Annotated in this window: 10 protein-coding genes; 3 read left to right on the top strand and 7 right to left on the bottom strand. The window is 67.0% G+C overall.

Annotation, left to right across the window (positions count from 1 at the left end; all coding sequences use genetic code 11):
- Entirely contained in the window at positions 1–1,173 is a 1,173-nt protein-coding gene (locus tag G6N55_RS08315; RefSeq protein WP_085226285.1) for a permease, read from the bottom strand.
- Between the two features lie 279 nt (positions 1,174–1,452).
- On the opposite strand from G6N55_RS08315, the gene G6N55_RS08310 reads away from it, so the two are divergent.
- The 3 genes from G6N55_RS08310 (at position 1,453) to pks2 (ending at position 10,064) form a co-directional block, all read left to right on the top strand.
- Entirely contained in the window at positions 1,453–1,662 is a 210-nt protein-coding gene (locus G6N55_RS08310) for a hypothetical protein (RefSeq protein WP_085226286.1), read from the top strand.
- A gap of 114 nt (positions 1,663–1,776) precedes the next feature.
- Positions 1,777–3,519 carry an AMP-binding protein gene (locus tag G6N55_RS08305; protein ID WP_085226288.1) on the top strand — a complete coding sequence of 581 codons (1,743 nt, stop codon included), beginning with the start codon at positions 1,777–1,779 and terminating at the stop codon, positions 3,517–3,519.
- Positions 3,519–10,064: a sulfolipid-1 biosynthesis phthioceranic/hydroxyphthioceranic acid synthase gene (gene pks2 / locus G6N55_RS08300; protein WP_085226289.1), complete on the top strand. Its 6,546-nt coding sequence runs from the start codon at positions 3,519–3,521 to the stop codon at positions 10,062–10,064. The genes G6N55_RS08305 and pks2 overlap by 1 nt, the downstream gene beginning before the upstream one ends.
- A gap of 11 nt (positions 10,065–10,075) precedes the next feature.
- Here pks2 and G6N55_RS08295 read toward each other — a convergent pair whose 3' ends face one another.
- From G6N55_RS08295 to G6N55_RS08270, 6 genes are read right to left on the bottom strand one after another with little or no spacing between them, the layout of a single operon-like run.
- A complete protein-coding gene (locus tag G6N55_RS08295) occupies positions 10,076–11,329 on the bottom strand; it encodes a saccharopine dehydrogenase family protein (protein WP_139827062.1) in 1,254 nt (417 codons plus the stop codon).
- Entirely contained in the window at positions 11,326–12,582 is a 1,257-nt protein-coding gene (locus tag G6N55_RS08290; protein WP_139827063.1) for a phthiocerol/phthiodiolone dimycocerosyl transferase family protein, read from the bottom strand. Before G6N55_RS08290 ends, G6N55_RS08295 begins: the two co-directional genes overlap by 4 nt.
- Positions 12,583–12,595: 13 nt before the next feature.
- Positions 12,596–13,429, bottom strand: coding sequence for an ABC transporter permease (locus tag G6N55_RS08285; protein WP_085226294.1), 834 nt, complete (start codon positions 13,427–13,429; stop codon positions 12,596–12,598).
- A complete protein-coding gene (locus G6N55_RS08280; protein WP_085226295.1) occupies positions 13,426–14,238 on the bottom strand; it encodes an ABC transporter permease in 813 nt (270 codons plus the stop codon). Before G6N55_RS08280 ends, G6N55_RS08285 begins: the two co-directional genes overlap by 4 nt.
- Positions 14,235–15,233: an ATP-binding cassette domain-containing protein gene (locus G6N55_RS08275; RefSeq protein WP_085226297.1), complete on the bottom strand. Its 999-nt coding sequence runs from the start codon at positions 15,231–15,233 to the stop codon at positions 14,235–14,237. The genes G6N55_RS08280 and G6N55_RS08275 overlap by 4 nt, the downstream gene beginning before the upstream one ends.
- A gap of 10 nt (positions 15,234–15,243) precedes the next feature.
- Positions 15,244–19,653, bottom strand: a complete 4,410-nt coding sequence (locus tag G6N55_RS08270) for a type I polyketide synthase (RefSeq protein ID WP_085226298.1) — start codon at positions 19,651–19,653, stop codon at positions 15,244–15,246.
- Positions 19,654–19,655: the final 2 nt, after the last annotated feature.

Genomic DNA, 19,655 nt, shown 5'->3' with positions numbered 1-19,655 from the left:
TTATTGGTGATGGTGGCCGTCTGAGGCCTCGGGGGAGCCGCCCATCATGCGTAGCATCGGCATGCCCCCGGACGTGACGAATCGCACGACCAGCAGCACCGCGACAACCAGAAACACGATATTGAGCCACGTGGTGTAGTTCCACGAGATCGATGCTTCCATCACCGTGGCATTGCGCTGGGTTGGAATGAGATTCGTTGTGCCGAAAATTAATTCGACGAGGTAGCCGGCGGCGACCATCGAGGCGTAGAAAGTGCCGAGCAATGCCAGCATCATCCGGGTGCCGTAATACTTCCGGTAGATGTTCAAGATCGGCAGGATCAACAGGTCGGCGTAGATGAACGCGATCACGCCGCCGAAGCTGATGCCCCCGTTCCACAGCACCGCGGCCAGCGGCACGTTGCCGATCGAGCAGACGAAGGACACGATCGCCACGACCGGCCCGACGATCGGTCCCCACACTGCCGCCCAGCCGGGGTCGTCGGCCAAGAAGAAGCCCCGCCAGAAGGTTTCGGGTACCCACGCCGCGATCGCGCCGGCGATCAACAGACCCAGCACCAGATCGCGCAGGATCGCCAGCCATTCCATGACAAACACATGCGAAACCGACGTGAAGCCCTCGGCCGAGATGAGCCGCTGCCAGAACGAGCCCTCGCGTTTGATGGACATGTCCATCGCGGCATGACCCTCCATCGAGCCGGCGAGTCCCCGCTCGGCCTGCTCGCGCGCGGCGCCGACGAGCCGGGCACGAACGAACAGCCGGAACAAGACAGCCAGGATGACGATCATCAGCGGGCCGCCGACGAACTCCGCGGCGGTGAACTGCCAACCCATCAGCAGCGCCAAGATGATGCCCAACTCGACCACGAGGTTGGTCGAACCGATCTCGAATGCCATGGCGGCGGTGAAATGGGCACCCTTGCGGAACAGCGACCGCGCCAGGGCGACCGCGGCGTACGAGCACGACGAGGAGGCCGCCCCCAGGCCCGCGGCGATCGCCAGGGTGCGCGGCCGGTCGTCTCCGAGCAACGCCACGATCGTGGAGCGCCGCACCACCGCCTGCACCACCGCGGACAGGGCGAAGCCCAGGATCAGCGCCCACAGGATTTCCCACGTCATGGACCCGGCCAGCGCCAGGGCATGCTCGATTGCTGCCAGCGCCTTGCCTGCCATGGGCCGCGTCCTCTCCTCTGGGTTGATCATCGCGTATGCGCGATGATTCCGCCCGTCCTGCCGGCCACCCCGATAGACCCGGGAAACGACTTCGATCGTGAGCCGTAGCAACTATTTTTGGGACCAGCGTCCCGGTCGTCCGGCGATATTGGCTGGTCAGCCAGTTCGCCGATTCGCCAACGTGGCCGCGTGAGAACGGGTAGGTTCCTCGCCGTGGAGGTGGTCATGGCCGCGGGCGCTCGCTCATGTCGGCTCAGCGCCCGGGCGGGGGTACACCCGATGCCGGAAAAGCGCGAGCGGACCGGATCGTCGCTGAACCGCGCGGCGGTACACTTCGTCGAACAAAGGGTGGCGCCCGCGGTAGTCGGAGTCCAGGTCGGCAGGGTCGCGAAAGCCAAGCGGTCGCGGACGCTCGCCGCCGCCGACTATCCCGCAGACACCCGCCTCACCTTTGAAGTGTTCTCATCCAGGGTGGTGCTGCAGAGATAAGAGTTCGTATCGGTTTAGTGGCATGGGGTGGTGCTGCGAGAAAAACCAGGCCGCGACATCCCGTGGGGGACGTGATGCGCACCAACATTTTGAAAGAAATCGGAAGGTAGCGTGATGTCCGTACTCGAGTCCTCCATTCCTGCGGTGCTGAGCGAGAACGCTCGCCGGCAGCCCAATGCCACCGCATTCACATTCATCGACTACGACGTGGATCCGAAGGGATTCGCCGAAAACCTGACCTGGTCGCAGCTGGAGCGGCGCGCGATGACGGTGGCAGCCGAGCTCCGGCGCTGCGGGACGACCGGCGATCGGGTGGCGATATTGGCTCCGCAGAGCCTCGACTACGTCGTCGGCTTTCTCGGGGCACTACAGGCGGGCTTCATCGCGGTTCCGCTCTCGGTGCCGCAATTCGGCGCCCACGACATCCGCATATCGGCGGCACTGCAGGATTGCACCCCGGCCGCGATTATCACCACATCCGCTGTCGTTGACGGTGTCGTCAAATATGCCGAGTCGCACGGCGGATCGGCCGCACCGACAGTCATCGAAATCGACTCACTCGACTTCTATTCCGCCGGGGAATTCAGCCCGGCCGAATACTCGCATCCAAAAGAAGCGTATTTGCAGTACACGTCGGGATCGACCGGCCAGCCGGCTGGAGTCGTGATCACCCACGAGAACGTGGTCACCAATTGCCAGCAGCTGAAGTCGGGGTTGTTCGATATTTCCGGTCCGCCCGAAACGCTGGTGTCGTGGCTGCCGTTCTACCACGACATGGGGCTTATCCAGGGAATCTGTTACCCCGTCGTGTGGGGACTTCCCGCGGTGCTGACCAGCCCGATCGCATTTCTGATCGAGCCCGCCAGGTGGATGCGGCTGCTGGCCGGCAACCCTCGGCCGTTCTCCGGAGGGCCGAACTTCGCCTTCGACCTGGCGGTGCGCCGGATATCCGACGAGGACATGGCCGGCCTCGACCTCAGCAACGTGGTGGGACTCGCCAACGGAAGTGAGCGGGTACTGCCGGCGTCCATCACGCGCTTCATGGAGCGGTTCTCCCGATACAACTTGCCCGAGACGGCGATCCGCCCGTCCTATGGGCTTGCCGAGGCGACGCTGTACGTCGCCAGCGCAAAGACGGGGCGGGCGCCCAAATCCGTGCGTTTCCAGTACGAGCAGTTGTCGGGCGGTCACGCCACGCCGTGCACCGAGGAGCAGGGCGGTAGCGACCTGATCAGCTACGGCGCGATGAAGTCGCCACTGGTGCGCATCGTCGACCCCGAAACCAAGACCGAGACGGCGCCGGGTGTCATCGGCGAGATCTGGGCGCACGGCGCGAACATCGGCAACGGGTACTGGCGCAATCCGGAGCGGACCAAGCGCACTTTTGGTGCCCGGCTCACCGCCCCGTCCGCCGGCACACCCGAGGGGCCCTGGCTCAGGACGGGCGACCTGGGGTTCATCTCCGACGGCGAATTGTTCATCATGGGCCGCCTCAAGGATCTGCTCATCGTGGACGGACGCAACCACTACCCGGACGACATCGAATCGACGATCGGGCAGATCACCAAGGGCCGGGTGGCCGCGATTTCGGTGGCCAACGACACCACCGAGCAGCTGGTCGCCATCGCGGAGGTCAAGAATCGGGCCGGCTCCGACGAGGACGCTCAGCAGAAACTCCGCTCGATCAGGCGCGACGTCGCCGCCGCGATATCGAGCGCGCACGGCGTCCGGATCGCCGATCTTGTTCTGGTGGCGCCGGGTTCGCTTCCGCTGACCACCAGTGGCAAGGTGCGCCGGTCGACGTGCATCGAGTCCTATCGGCTCGAGGAGTTTGAGCGCTTGGACGTTTCGGCGTGATGTCGGCCGGTCCTGAGGAGGCCGGGGGGCTAGAGCGCTGGTTGATCGACTATCTCGTCACCGAGATCGGTTGTGAGCGTGAAGATGTCGGCCTCGACGTGGCGTTCAACGACCTGGGAGTGGGCTCGCGCGATGCGGTCGTACTCTCGGGGGAGTTGGCCACGCTGGTTGGCCGGCCGGTGTCCCCGTTGGATTTTTGGCAGCACCCCACGATCGACCAACTGGTGCGGTTCCTGACCACTCCCGAGTCGGAGTCCGAGGTTCAAGCGGCCTCGGTGGAGCGTGGTTGGGCCGACGAGCCGATCGCGGTGATCGGGTTGGGATGTCGTTTCCCCGGGGATATTTCAGGGCCCGACGCGTACTGGCGGTTCTTGTGTGAGGGTCGTTCGTCGGTAACCGAGGTGCCCGCCGACCGATGGCTGCCGTTCGACGACGGCTCGCCGGAGATCGCGACGGCGCTGGCAGCCACCACTCGGTGGGCTTCGGTGTTGAGCGACGTCGATGGTTTCGACGCAGAATTCTTCGAGATCTCCCCGCGTGAAGCGACGGCGATGGACCCGCAGCAGCGGTTGTTGCTGGAGGTGGCCTCCGAAGCGCTGGAGCATGCCGGGATTCCCGCGGAATCGCTGCGGCGGTCGCAGACCGGCGTTTTCGCCGGCGCGTGTGCGACCGACTACGGGTACCTGGCTGGTACGGATCTCACTCGCGTCGACGCGTGGAGCAACATCGGCGGCGCCCTGAGCATCATCGCCAACCGGCTGTCTTACGTTCTGGATCTTCGCGGTCCGTCCGTATCGGTGGACACCGCCTGCTCGTCGTCACTTGTGGCCGTGCACATGGCATCTCAGAGCTTGCGCACGCGAGATTGCGATCTGGCCATCGCCGCGGGAGTGAACCTGCTGTTGTCGCCGGCCATCTTCCGCAGCTTCGACGGCGCCGAAGCGTTGTCGCCGACGGGTCAATGCAAATCCTTCGACGCGGAAGCGGACGGATTCGTCCGCGGCGAAGGATGCGGTGCGGTGATACTCAAGCGGCACAGCGACGCCGTGCGCGACGGGGATCGGGTGCTAGCGGTGCTGCGAGGATCGGCGGTCAATCAGGATGGCCGATCCAACGGGCTGATGGCGCCGAATCCGGCCGCACAGATGTCGGTGCTGCGCGCGGCGTGCGCCAGTGCGGGCGTCGCGCCGCATCAGGTCGACTATGTCGAGACCCATGGAACCGGAACATTGTTGGGCGATCCCATCGAGGCGCGTGCCCTGGGTACGGTGCTGGGTCGCGGACGCTCCGAAGACGCTCCGCTGCTGCTCGGTGCCGTCAAATCGAACATGGGTCACTTGGAGGGGGCCGCCGGGATCGCCGGTCTCATCAAGGCCGTGCTGGCGGTGTACCGCGGGCACATCCCGCCGAACCTGAACTACAAGACCCCGAATCCGCACATCCCGTTCGACGAGATGCGCCTGAAAGTTGTTGCAGAACCTACGGATTGGCCGGATACCGGGCTTCCGCGACGCGCGGGGGTGTCATCGTTCGGCTTCGGCGGCACCAATGCCCATGTGGTCGTAGAACAGGCTCCCGCGATGGATATCGTTGCGTCCCAACCGGGCCCGGCGGTGAGCACGCTGGTGGTATCGGGCAAGACGAGCGAGCGGGTGAGCTCGCTGGCGTCGGCGTTGGCCGACTGGATGGATGGCGACGGCGCGGACGTGGCATTGCCCGATGTCGCGCACACGCTGAATCACCACCGGTCTCGGCATGCGCTGTTCGGCACCGTCTGTGCACGCGATCGCGCCCAGGCGACTGCCGGGTTGCGGGCGCTGGCCGAGGGCAGGCCGGCCGACGGGGTGGTGGCCCCGCACCAGGGAGAGGCGCGGCCCGGCACCGTGTTCGTCTATTCCGGCCAGGGCTCACAGTGGGCAGGGATGGGCCGGCAGTTGCTGGCCGATGAGCCGGCCTTCGCCGCGGCGGTCGCCGAACTGGAGCCGATATTCGTTGCACACGCTGGGTTTTCGCTGCAGCAGGTGCTGGCCCAGGGTCTGCCGGTGACCGGCATCGAGCGGATTCAACCGCTGCTGGTGGGTGTGCAACTGGCGCTGACGGCGTTGTGGCGTTCGTACGGCGTGGAGCCGGACGCCGTGATCGGGCATTCCATGGGTGAGGTCACCGCGGCGGTGGTGGCCGGGGCATTGAGCGTCGCCGACGGCTTGCGCGTGATCTCCACCCGGTCGCGGTTGATGTCGCGGCTGTCCGGTCAGGGGGCGATGGCGCTGGTGGAGTCCGACGCCGCGGCCACCGAGGCGCTGCTGGCCGATTACCCGCAGGTGAGCATCGCGGTGTACGCCTCGCCGAGCCAGACGGTGATCGCCGGCCCGCCCGATCAGGTCGACGCGGTGATGGCAGTAGTCGCCGACGCCGACCGGCTGGCCCGGCGCATCGAGGTCGACGTGGCCTCTCATCACCGCATCATCGAGCCGATCCTGCCCGAATTATGTGCTGCGCTAGCCGATTTAGTGCCCGATTCGCCGGCCATCCCGGTGATCAGCACGACCAGCGGACCCGACGATGACACACCGGTGTTCGACGCCGACCATTGGGCGGCCAACCTGCGCAACCCGGTGCGGTTCAGCCAGGCGATCGCCACGGCCGGCGAAATACACGCCACCTTCATCGAAATCAGCCCGCACCCGTTGCTCGCCCACGCCATCAACGACACCCTCGGCGCCGGCGACTACCGGATCGTCAGCACCCTGGCGCGCGACGCCGACGACACGCTGGCGTTCCACACGAACCTCAACGCGAGCCACCGCAGTCATCCACCCCAAACTCCGCACCCGCCCGAACCGCATCCACCCCTGCCCGCCTCGCCCTGGCACCACACCCGCCACTGGATCGGCGCCGCGGAGCATCGTGCGCAGCTGCGCGACGGCGAGGGAACCGCGGCGGCCGGTGGCCGCACCGTTTCGGTGCATCCCTTGCTCGGCGCCCACGTTCGGCTGCTCGAGGAGCCGGAGCGTCATGTCTGGCAGGGCGAAGTCGGCACCGCGGCACAGCCCTGGCTCGCCGACCACCAGGTGCACGCCGTGCCGGCGCTGCCCGGGGCCGCCTACTGCGAGATGGCGCTGGCCGCCGCTCACGCGACGCTGGGTGACGCGTCGGAGGTACGCGATATCCGATTCGAACGGATGCTGCTGCTCGACGACCAGACGGCGCTGAGCGCCGACGCGTCGGTGCAGGCGCCCGGTGTGGTCTCCTTTGCGGTGCAAACCGACGAAGAGGGGGAGTACACGCGGCGGGCCGCGGCGACCTTGCAGGCCATCGACGAGTTGGGCCAACCTCCTGTACACGATGTCGCCGCCCTGCTCGCCGCCCATCCGAACCGGGTGGACGGGACGCAGCTGCGGGAGTGGTTCGACAACCGCGGAGTCCGGTTCGGCCCCGCGTTTTCGGGCTTGGCGGCCGCGCACACCGGCAACGCCTCCAACGGCACCGTGCTGGCCGAAGTCGAGCCGCTGGTTAGCTTGCAGCACAATGCTTTTCGAGCGCATCCCGCGTTGCTCGACGCCTGCTTCCAGTCGGTGGCCGCCCATGAGCGCAGCGGCGAAATCGCCGACGGCGGTCTGCTGTTGCCGCTGGGGGTGCGCCGGCTGCGCAGCTACGGGTCGCTGCGGAGCGCCCGTTACTGCCTGAGCCGGGTCACCGAGGCGAACCAGATCGGGATGGAAGCCGATCTCGACGTGTTCGACGAGAACGGGACCGTGCTGCTGATCGTGCGTGGGCTGCGGGTGGGTAGCGACGTCTCCGAGAGCGGCGCGCGCCAACGAATGCTGGCCGAGCGCCTGCTGGCCATCGACTGGGAGCCGCACGATCTGCCCGCCGCGGCCGACGGTGCGGCCGGGACCTGGCTGCTGCTGGCGACCGCCGATGACCCGTTGGCCGCCCGGCTCGCCGATGCGCTGAAAAACGAAGGTGCGCAATGCGAAATCGGCTACTGGCCGAGCGCCGGGCAGCGGGGCCTGCCGATCGGCAACGCCAGCGGTGTGGTAGTTCTGGCCGAGCCACCCGCCGGCGATAACGACGAGCAGTGTCCGGTCCGCGGCCAAGAACAGGTGCGACACCTGGTGCGAATCGCCCGCGCGCTGGACGAATCCGCCGACGAGCCGGCGCGTTTGTATGTCGTGACCCGCAACGCCCAGGCCGTGTTGCCCGGTGACCGGCTGAACCTGGACCAGGCGGGGCTGCGCGGGCTGATGCGGGTGCTCGCCGCCGAAGACGCCGAGTTGGGTGCCACCCAGATCGACCTGGATGAGGCCACGGACGCCACGCTGCTGGCGCGTCAGCTGCTGGCCGGCTCGGACGAGGACGAAACCGCCTGGCGTAATGGGCAGTGGTACACCGCCCGGCTCCGCTCGGCCCCGCTGCGCCCCGGCGAACGGCACACCGCCATCGCGAACCACCAACTCGACGGCATGCGCCTGGAGATCCGCACTCCCGGCGACCTGGAAGGCCTGGAACTTGTTGCGTTCGAACGCACCTCACCGGGGCCGGGACAGATCGAGGTCGCGGTCACCGCATCCAGCCTCAACTTCGCCGATGTGCTCATCGCGATGGGCCGATTCCCCAGCGTCGACGGGCGTCAACCACGGCTGGGGATGGATTTCGCGGGCGTGGTGACCGCGGTCGGACCCGGTGTCACCGACCATCAGGTCGGTGACCGTGTCGGCGGCGTATCCGAAAACGGCTGTTGGGCAACGTTCGTCACCTGTGACGCCAAACTTGCCGTGACGCTTCCACCCGGCCTGGACGCCGAGCAGGCCGCCGCGGCCACGACGGCGTACGCCACCGCTTGGTACGGGCTGCAGGACATGGCCAGGATCAAGCCCGGGGAGCGCGTGCTGATCCACTCCGCAACCGGTGGGGTGGGGCGCGCCGCGATCGCGATAGCCCGATCGGTCGGGGCGGAGATCTTCGCCACGGCGGGCAGCCCGCAACGGCGGGCGCTGCTGCACGAGATGGGCATCGAGCACGTCTACGACTCGCGCAGCACCGAATTCGCCGACGAGATCCGCCGCGACACCGACGGCTACGGTGTCGACGTCGTGCTCAACTCGGTCACCGGCGCGGCCCAGCGCGCCGGCTTCGAACTGCTGGCGATCGGCGGACGGTTCGTCGAGATCGGCAAGCGCGATGTCTACGGCGATACCCGCCTGGGCCAGTATCCGTTCCGCCGCAACCTCACGTTCCACTACCTCGACCTCGCGCTGATGGCGGCCAGTCACCCCCAGCAGGTCGGGGATCTGCTGCGTACGGTGTACCGGCTCGTCGGAGACGGTGAGTTGCCGCCGCTCGAGCACACCGCCTATCCACTTGACCAGGCGGCCACGGCAATTCGTGTGATGGGCGCGGCCGAACACAACGGGAAGCTCGTCCTGTCCATCCCGCGCGAGGGGCAGAGCACCGTGCTGGTACCGCCGGAGCGAGCCAACGTATTTCGCCGCGACGGTGCCTACATCATCACCGGTGGCCTCGGCGGGCTCGGGCTGTTCCTGGCCACCGAGATGGCCAAGGCCGGCTGCGGCCGGATCGTGCTGACCGCCAGGGCAAACCCAACCCCCAAGGCGCGGCAGGCCATTGAGCGGATCCGTGCGGGCGGGGTCGACGTCGTCGTGGAATCCGGCAACATGGCCGAGGCCGACACCGCGGCCCGGGTGGTGGCCGCGGCCACTGCCACCGGGCTCCCGTTGCGGGGTGTGCTGCATGCCGCGGCGGTGGTCGTGGACAACACGCTGGCCAACATCACCGACGAGGTGATCGACCGCAACTGGGCGCCAAAGGTTTACGGCGCGTGGAACCTGCACCAGGCGACGGCCGGCCAGCCACTGGACTGGTTCTGTTGTTTCTCCTCCGCGGCCGCGTTGGTGGGTTCGGCCGGACAGGGCGCATACGCGGCAGCCAACAGCTGGGTCGATGCCTTCATCGCATGGCGGCGCGGCCAGGGCCTGCCGGCGCTGGCCATCGGGTGGGGCGCATGGGGCGAGGTCGGACGCGCCACGCACCTGGCGGAGGGCGGGCGTACCACCATGATCGCTCCCGACGAAGGCGCGTACGCGTTCACCGAACTGCTGCGCCATAACCGCGCCTACACCGGCTACGTCCCGACGCAGGGGCTGTCCTGGCTGGCCGAGTTGGCTGCGCGCCGCCCGTTCGCCCACGCCTTCCAGCACGCGGGACAGCACCAGGGGAGCGAGACCACGTTGCGCACCGAACTTCGATCGTTACCGCAGGACGAATGGCCCACCCGGCTGCAGCGTCTGATCACCGAGCAGACCGGCCTGATCCTGCGCCGTACGGTCGACCCGGACCGCCCGTTCGTCGAACACGGACTGGACTCGCTGGGCAATCTGGAGCTGCGGACCCGCATCGAAGCCGAGATCGGTATCCGGGTCACTCCCAAGGCCATCGCCACCCACAACACGGCGCAGGCCTTGAGCGTGCACCTGGCCGAGACGCTGGTGGCGGACGCGGCGGTGGCCGCAACACCGAGCTAGGCGAACGGGTTTCAGGCCAACCGGGTGGTTGTGATGGACACCCCGGCGGCCGGCAGCCGCGCCAGCAGTGCGTCGCCCATCGCCGCGGCGGGAGTGAGCACCCCCCGCAACTGGGACAGCCGATCGCGATCAACTGCCAGCGCCAGCCCGCTCTGCGCGAGCATCACCGACGTGGCGTGGTACGCGTCGCAGTTCTGCGCATAGGTCGCCCGGTAGCGAGCGCCGGTCGTCGTGGTGGTGTATGTCTCCATCGTGAAGTGACCACGCCGCCGGGACAGATCACTTGGACCGGCGCCCGGCTTGGGCAGCATCCGCTCCACCAGCCGTCGGGGCAATCGCTTGGAATGCCGATTGCCCACGCGGAAGCCGCCCGTCAGCGCGCCCGTCACCGCCCTGGCGGCGACCGGCGCCACGAACGAGCTTCCCAGACTCATCGTCTCCGAGTAGCGGAACCGCCGGCCGTAGGTCCATTCCTGTAATGCATTGCTGCGCCGAACAATTCGGTCATTGTAGGGAGCCTGGAAAAATCCTCCGACCCAGAAGCCGGACAGTTCGGGTGCGACGTCACGTCCCCGATGCCACGAAAAGTCGGGTTGCGGGCCAAGTTCGGGTTCGGCGCCGGGGTCGGTGGTCAGCGTGTAGGGATCCTCGACGAGTCGGCGTGCCTGCGCGTCGATGGACGCGGTCCGCATGGCATCGAAATACGATGCGAGCGTGCCGCCGGAGGCCCCGGTCTGCCGAAAGGCGCGCAGTACCAGCATCGTGTCGGCGAGCTCGCCGGCGTTGTCCTCGGTTACCCGGCGATGCAGCTGGTAGACGTTGAGATCCGAAGGGATCGAGTCGAATCCGCACGACAGCACGATGCGGGCGCCGGTGTCGACGGCTTGTCTGTGGAATTGGTCGATGGCGTTGCGGGCGAACATCAGCTCGCCGGTCAGGTCGGCGTAGTCCGTTCCGGTCGCGGCGCAGGCGGCCACCAGCGGCAGGCCGTATCGCGCATACGGGCCGACGGTCGTCAGCACCACCCGGGTCCTGGCGGCCATCGCGCTCAGTGTCGACGGTTGCGACGCGTCGGCAACGATCACCGGCCAATCGGCTGCGGTCGGACCCAGGGTCTGCCGCACCGCCCGCAGACGTTCGGCGGACCGGCCGGCCAGCGCGATGTGCGCTTGGGGCCCGCTCCGCGCGAGGTAGTCGGCGGTCAGCTTGCCGGAAAAGCCTGTGGCACCGTACAAGACGATGTCGAACTCGCGTTCGGTGTTCACTCCATCATCCAGCTGTCCTCGGCAGGAGCAGCGCAGAGTATGGAATGGACTCCCTTGAGGGCCTCCTCGTGGCCCGGCAGGTTCGAGTGGCGCTCGATGTACAGCTGCCCCGCAAAGGTCCAGCAACTGTAGAGATCGACCGGAGCGTGGGCCGCGAAGTGGAATTCGGCACCCACGTCGTTGATCTGGAAGCCGTCGGGCGTGCGCAGGCCGGGAATCGAGCCGACGTCCGTGCACATCACGAACGGGGGGAGCCCGGGCAGGCTTCCTTCGTATTGCAGCCGGAAGTGCAGCGAGGATTGCTGGATCAGGCCCTCGGACAGGTCGGCGCGAAACGCCTCCACGATGTCGCCGGCCAGCCCGACGAGATCGGTATCGGGCCCGATTTCGGCGAGAAAGCTCGCCAACCCCAGCGGCATGGTGCCTTCGGTCGCACCGACCGGGGGTGTGAGGTGATAACGCAGGTCGACCGGATAGAAGTACGGAATCGGGATGTGCGGGGTGTTGCGCAGCTCCCATTCGGCCAGCAGCAGCGCCGCGGCGACCAGGGAGTTGAGGCTGAGCAGATTGGCACGACCCAACTCCACGAGATCGGATGTCTCCTGCTCGGTGAACCGAATCCGGGCCACCGGAATATGCTGCATCAGATCGGAATTCGACACGATGACTGGCTTCTCGACGGCAGGCAGGTCGTAGGCGAACGCCGCCGGGAAAAGCCGTTCGAGCCCCGAACGCTCCTGCTTGGCCACCCCGCGCGCTTCGAGCAATGCCTCGAGGGACTCGGGCGCGGGTTGTGGGACCACCGGGCCGGCATCGCCGGTTTCCACCACGTTGGTATAGCGGGACAGCAGCTCTTCGAACAGACCGAACACATGGTGCCCGTCGGCCAGCGCGTGGTGTGCGTACAGGGTCAGGTGGCTTTGTTCGCTACCGATTTCGAGCCGGAGGTTCAGCAGCGATTGGCTCTGATCCAGGCGCATGCTGGACAGCGCCGCCTCCGATGTGTGCTCGTCGACCAGCCACAGCCCCGGGTGCATGACGTCTTCGGCGACAATCTGGTGCCGGCCGTCGTCGGCCTGCTCGAGGTGGCCGGCCCAGATGGGGTGCGACTGCAGGAGCGCGTCAAAGGCATCCGCCATCGCGTCGATATCGACGTCACCAATGATTTGTATTTTCAGCCCGAAATAGGTCTCGTTGGCCGCGAACACTTCCTCGCTGTGCGCGAGCTTACGGATCACGGATCCGGAAAACACTGCTGACATCCCCTTATCTGCGCGTGCTGGCCCGTCGATAGCCGAGAAGCGTTGGTGCGATGCATACCGCGGTGATGCCGGCGGCCCACAGCAGCGTCTCGATCATGGGCGAGCGCACCGGACCGCCGAGCGCCAGTGCGCGCATCGTGTCGATCGCGCAGCTGATCGGCTGGTGCGTGACCACCGGCTGTATCCACTTCGGAAACTGGTCAACCGGCAGGAATCCGGTCGAGAACAGGATCGCGAGCAGGTGCACGAGCGTAATCGCTTCGAGCAGAAAATTTTTCGACGCATACCAGGCAATCGTCGTGATCAGGGTCGCGAAGGCGAGTCCGAATAGCACCGGGATGCCCAGCCATACCAAGGTCGGGAGGATGCCCTGCTTGAAGCGGAAACCCAGCACCATCCCGGCGGCCAGAACGACGCCTGTCGTGATGACGATCCGGACCATCTCGGCGACGATCCGCGAGCAGACGCCCGACGCACGGTGCACGGGCACCACCCACAATCGGCGCAGCAGGCCGTCGTCGCGCTCCCCGATGAGCCCGATCGCACCGACCGCCGATCCGTTCACCGCGGCGGCGAGCACGTTCATCGGAACCGTGTTGAACAGCGCGTCATAGCCGGCGACCTGGGTAACCGCATGGCCCAAAACAATATTCATGGTGATCAGGAAAAGAACGGGCAACACCGTGACCATGATGATCGCGGTGATGTCGCGTGACCACTTGGTGAGTATCCGCCGGGTCTGCACCAGGGTTTGCGGAAGCAGCACTCGCGCCGAGTTCTCGTGCACGCGGTGCTCGGTTTCGACAGGCACGGTCTCCTCGTAAACCAGAGTCATCATGCCCGCTTCGACAAGACGATCGCGGATACCGGGACCAGGATCGCGGCCAACCCGCACAACCACGCCAGCGTCGGCGTCAGCACCGACCAGGTGAGCGAGGTGTGAAACGGTGCGACGTCGCCGGCCGCGGCGTGCAAGCTGTCGACGAGCGCCGAGATCGGCTGGTTGCGCACGAAGGGCTGGACCCAATGGGGAAACTGCTCCACCGGTTGGACACCGACGGACAGCAGCCCAAAGATCAACGGCGGCAAGGTCAGCATTGGTGCCATGGCCTCGGGATTGCGGGTTCCGGTGCCCAACAGGTCGGCCCCGAACGACAGCACCGCCCCGAACACGAGCACCAACACGCAGAAGGCGACGGTGTCCACGACCGAGCCGCGAAAGCGAAACCCTATGGTGTAGCCGCAGACCAGGGCCACCGTCAACGAAACCACGCACCGGTACAGCGCGGCCGAGATGCGGGCGGCCACCGGTGTAAACGGTGGGATCGGCATGGACCGGAACCGGCGGTTGACGCCCTGCACCGAGTCCGTCGCCGCCCGAAACGCCGTTGACATGGCGGCAAACGTGATGGCCTCCAACGCGATCAACGGCATCAGGTACTGCGCGTAGCTGCTGGCCACGCCCCTGGTGACGTTACCCATGATCTGGTGCAACGGGATGTAGAAGCCGGCCGTGAACACCACCGAGACCGCGATGGTGATGGCGAGCTCACCGTTGCGCACGGTGGGCGCGATGAAGCGCATGGTGAGCACCCACCACTGGGCACGCATCGACGGCTGGGGTCGCACGACGACCGAGGCGGTCAACTGACCGCCTCCGCAACCGGATTACCCGATTTGGCGGGATCCTTTGTCAACGAGAGGAATACGTCGTCCAACGACGGGCGCCGCAGCGCGATGTCGGCAACGCCGATATTGGCGGCGGCGAGGCGCCCCACGGCCTCGAGAAGTGTGTTGGCGCCGTCCGGGGCCGGCATGGCGATCCGATCGGATTCGGGCGTCAAGGCGGCCCGGTTCTCCTCCGGCAACAGCGAGCCGAGCAGCTCGGCGATCGTCGGCAGATCGCGTAGATCCCGCGGGACGATCTCGCAGTAGCTGCCGCCCGTGCGGGCCTTGAGCTCGTCGGCCGTTCCCTCGGCGATGATCCGCCCGTGGTCGATGACGATGATGCGATCGGCAAGCGCGTCGGCTTCCTCGAGGTATTGTGTAGTCAGCAGCGTGGCGATACCGCGGTTCTTGAAATTACCGACCAGATCCCAAATGCCTTGCCTGCTACGCGGATCCAGGCCGGTGGTCGGCTCGTCCAAGAACACCACCTGCGGCGGGACCACCAGCCCGCAGGCAATGTCGATCCGCCGGCGCATCCCGCCCGAGTACGTCTTGACCCGCCGATCGCCGGCGTAGACCAGATCGAATTCTTCGATGAGTTCCTTGGCCCGGCTGCGCGCGGCGGCCTTCTTCAGCCCGTACAGGCGACCGAACATGAACAGGTTTTCCAGACCCGTCAGCGTGTCGTCGATCGCCACCTGCTGCCCGGTGAGCATGATCGACCGGCGCACCCCGGCCGGCTCGGTCACCACGTCGTAGCCGGCCACCAGCGCGCGGCCCTGATCCGGGCGGCTCAGCGTCGACAAGATGTCGACGAGCGTGGTCTTGCCCGCCCCGTTGGGCCCGAGCAGCCCGAGTACCTCGCCACGGCTCACTTCCAAGCTGACCTCGTGCAAGGCCACGAAATCGCCGAAGGTCTTGCGCACCTTGTCGACGACGACGGCCTTGTCAAAGTTTCGCTCTGCGTTGCTCATTGAGCTCCCCTCAGCTCGCGTCAAACGACGACAGGTCCACCAGGGCCAGCTCCACGGGCTGCGAGCCCGCACCGGTGTCGTCGGGGATGGCGTCGACGGCGTCGGAGATCAGGGCCCGCAATGCGATCGGGAAACGGTCGGCGAGCGCTTGCGCCCGCTGGGGCGGGACGCGGCGGGCGTCGTACCACCAATCGAGATGCAGCGCGCCCGAATGCCGGTACACCCGAAGTTCGATCGCGTGGCCCAGACCCGGAATCGGATCCCGCACCGGCAGGGCCGCGTCGGAATCGAATTGGACCGGCGCGTCCAGCGGCGGCGGCTCCGGGACGGTGCCCACGTAGCGCAGGTGGATGTCCGCGCCGCCCGCGGTGGCCAGCGTGCGCGCGGTGGGCGCATAGACGTAGCGCAGCAGTCCGTATCCGACACCGAAATGCGGTACGGATTTCAGGGTTTCGCTGACACCGGAGAGCAGCTCGGTGGCATCTGCGGACTTCGTGCACCGCAGCGGGGCCGGATAGATCGTGGTGAACCGGCCGATGGTTCGGCGCAGGTCGACGTCCGGCCGCAGCACCGAACGCCCGTTGCCCTCCAGGTCGACCGAAACCACACCCTCGTCGACCGTTTGGGCGATCGTGCGGCCCAGCGCCGCGAGCAGGACTTCCTCGATCGACACCCCGAGCCTGCGGCGGGCGTCGTCGACTTCGGCCGTCTGGGCGACGTCCAGCGTCGAGGGCAGCCTCAGCAGGTCGCCGGCCCGAGGCCGGTCGGTGATCGTGGGATCGCCCAACTGCACCGTCGCCGTGGTCAAGCCCTGCAGCCAGAAGTCGCGGGTGTCGACCACCGCGGGATGTGTCGCCAGGGCTCCGGTGCGCAGCGACCAATCGCGCCATCCGGCACTGGTCGCGGGCAGCAGGATGTCTTCGCCCGCAAGATGTTGGGACAAGGCGGTGAACAGATCGGTCAGCAGGATTTCGCGAGAGGCGATGTCCGCGATCACCTCGTGGGCGGACAGCACCAGGTAGGAACCGTCGTGGCCGCCGGTGATGTGGGTGGCGGTGAACGGAGCGGTCAGGTCATCCTGGGCGACCAGTTCGGCGACGATGTCGAGCACCGCGGCCCGTTGGGCGGTCGGCTCGCCGACCACGTCGTCGGACAGGGTTCGCGACGACAGGTGCGCGAATTCCTGTGGCGCGGCGATGTGCTGCTCCCAGGTGCCCGCGCGGTCGACGAGCTCGAGGCGCAACGCGTCATGGTGGTTCGCCAGCGCGGTGAGCACCGTCCGGACGTCCTCGATCCCGACGCTGGGGGCGAGCTGGAAGATCAGCGGCACCCGCCATCGATTGGCTTCCTGCACACCGTGTTCGAGGAAGCCGGCGATATTCGCGGGCACCGGTGCATACGCTTCGGCGTCCGGCGGTTGCGTCAGCCCGGCGCCGGTGAACTCGGCGTCCAGCGCCGCGGCCAGGCTGGCCAAGGTCGGGTGTTCGTAGAGATGCTGCGGGGTGACGGCCAACCCGGAGTTGTTGGCACTGGTCGAGATGCCGATCGCGATCAGCGAATCTCCGCCGAGGTCAAAGAAATTGGCGTTTCGGTCCAGCGAGGTGACGCCCAGGCACTGCAGCCAGATGCGATGCAACGTCGCCTCGGTGGCCGACTGGCCGTTGACCGGCACGACGGCGGCGCCGTTGGTGGCCGAACCGTTGGTTTCCGCTGCGGGTGCCTCGGTCCACACGGTCGGCTTCGGGTCGACCCAATGCCGCTCGCGTGCAAAGGGATAACCGGGGAGGCTGACGATGCTGTGCACTCCGGCGGTGATCGGTGACCAGTCCACCGTCACGTCGGCCGCCCACAGCTGGCCGAGGCCGAGCAAGAAGGCGTCGCGGTCGTCGGTGTTCTGCACGGGGTGACGCATCAGCCGCACGGCACGGTGCTTGTTCGACCATCTGGGGTGCCGGATCGCCGAACCGGTCAGGCTGCCGCCCGGGCCCATCTCGACCAGGACCAGGTCCGGCTCGGTCAGCAATACGTCGAGTTCGTCGGCGAACCTGACCGTCGCGCTGATCTGGCGTGCCCAGCTGGCCGGGTCGGTGGCCTGCTCGTCGGTCATCCAGGTCCCGGTCAAGTTGCTGAGCAGAGGCGTGTTCGGACGGCGAAGTTCGACACCGGAGAGAAACTCCTGAAACTGCGCGGCCATGGGATCCATTGCGCTGGAATGGAATGCGTGGGTCGCGCGGACCCGTCGAGCGGTGATGCCGCCCTGGCGCAGGCGCTGGGTGAACGCACGAATCTCGTCGTTCGGCCCGGCGACGACGCAGTTGCCGGGGTCGTTGACCGCGGAAAGGTCGACCCCGGGGGTGAGGTACTGGGCGACGTCGTCGGGACCCAGCGCCACGGCGACCATCGAGCCCGGCGGGGACTCATGCATCAGACGGGCACGCAAGGCCACCGTCTTGATCGCCGTCTCGAGGTCGAATACTCCGGCCAGGGTGGCCGCGATGTACTCCCCGGTGCTGTATCCGATGTACGCGCCGGCCCGCACGCCATAGGTGTCGACCAGCTTCGCCAGCGCGTACTCCACCGTGAACAGCGCGGGCTGGGAACGGTCAATGCGTTCCAAATCCGTTGTGGCGTCGCCGAATATCTCCGCGCATAGGTCGATCCCCATCTCGTCGCGGAATCCCGCGACGCAGGTGTCGAAGTGTTCGGCGAAAACCGGCTCGGTGTCGTAGAGCCCACGGGCCATCCCGACGTGCTGAGCGCCTTGCCCGGGAAACATGAAAACGACTCGGTCCGAGGCTGATTCGTCGGTCTCGCCGCGGACAACGGACTCCCCGACGAAAACGTTGTCGTGCTCGGCCGCCCGCAAAACCTTCGCGGCGTGTTCGCGGTCGTGCACCACTGCCGCCATGGTGATGGCGTGCTTGCGACGACCGGCGAGGGTGAACGCCGCCTCCGCCAGGTCCGGGCCGTCCGGACCGGCCAGCGTCGTCGCCAGGGCGGCACGCGACTCCTCAAGTGTCGCAGCGGTTCGTGCGGACAGCAGCAGCACCTGGGGACGGTCGGCGGCCGGAACCGGCGCTTGTTCTGGTGCTTCTTCCAGGACGACGTGCACGTTGGTGCCGCCCACCCCGAACGAACTGACACCGGCCCTGCGCACGCCGCCCCATTCCCATGGGCCGTATTCGCTTTGCACGGTGAACGGAGTCTCGTCGAGATGCAGTTCCGGGTTGGGACTGGTGAAGTGCAGCGTCGCGGGTATCGCTTTGTGCTTCAGGCACAGAATCGCCTTGATCAGACTCACCACGCCGGCCGCCACTTCCAGGTGGCCGATGTTCGACTTGACCGAGCCCAGGACACACGGACCCGGTCGCGGCGTCTCGGACACGGCGAACGCGGCTTTGAGGCCCTGGACTTCGATCGGATCGCCCAGCGCCGTGCCGGTTCCGTGTGTCTCGACGTAGCTGATGGTCGAGGCGTCGATACCGGACACCGCGTGCGCTTCGGCGATGACGTCGGCCTGCGCGGCCGGATTCGGGGCCGCGTAACCCATCTTCATGGATCCGTCGTTGTTGATCGCCGACCCGCGGATCACGGCGTGAATCCGGTCCCCGGCGTCGAGGGCCGCCTGCAACGGCTTGAGCACGACGATCCCGACGCCGCTGCCGAACACCGTGCCGTCGGCTCGCACGTCGAAGGGCCGGCAGTGACCGGCCGCCGACACCATCGCGCCGGGCGAGTTCCAGTAGCCGACTCGGTGCGGGATGGCCAGCGACGATCCGCCGGCAAGCGCCATGTCACATTCGCCGGACAGCAGGCTCTGGCAGGCCAGATGGATCGCGACCAGCGACGACGAACACGCGGTCTGCACCGAGATGCTCGGCCCGCGCAGATCGAATTGATGCGACACCCGCGTTGCCAGGAAGTCCTTGTCGTTCTGCAGGAACAGGTTGAACTGCTCGAAGTCGAGTCCGGTTGCCATGAAGGCGCCGCCGCCGTGGTGCGACGCCAGGTTGTGCATCAGATAGCCGCTGGGGGAGCTGGTTCCGTACACGCCGATCGCGCCGTCGAACTGCGCCGGGTCACAGCCGGCGTCCTCGAACGCATGCCATGCGCACTGCAGGAACAGCCGGTGTTGTGGGTCCAGCTTCCGCGCGAGCTGCGGTGGGAACCCGAAGAACTCGGCATCGAACTCGTCGAATCCGTCGATCAGCGGGGCGCGCCGCACGTAGCCGGGATTGGCGAACACCTCATCGCTGACACCCGCGGCCCTGAGGTCTTCCTCGGACAGCGTGGCGATCGATTCTTCGCCGCGCCGAAGGTTGTCCCAGAAATCCGAGACGTTGTTGGCGCCCGGGAACCTGCCGGCCATGCCGATCACCGCGATTGCGTTGTCCGGCAAAGCCTCTGGGGTCGTGCTCATTA

This window comes from Mycobacterium florentinum (genome assembly GCF_010730355.1).
Taxonomy (GTDB): domain Bacteria; phylum Actinomycetota; class Actinomycetes; order Mycobacteriales; family Mycobacteriaceae; genus Mycobacterium; species Mycobacterium florentinum.
The sequence above is the reverse complement of the archived record's forward strand: the minus strand, read 5'-3'. Positions and strand labels throughout refer to the sequence as shown.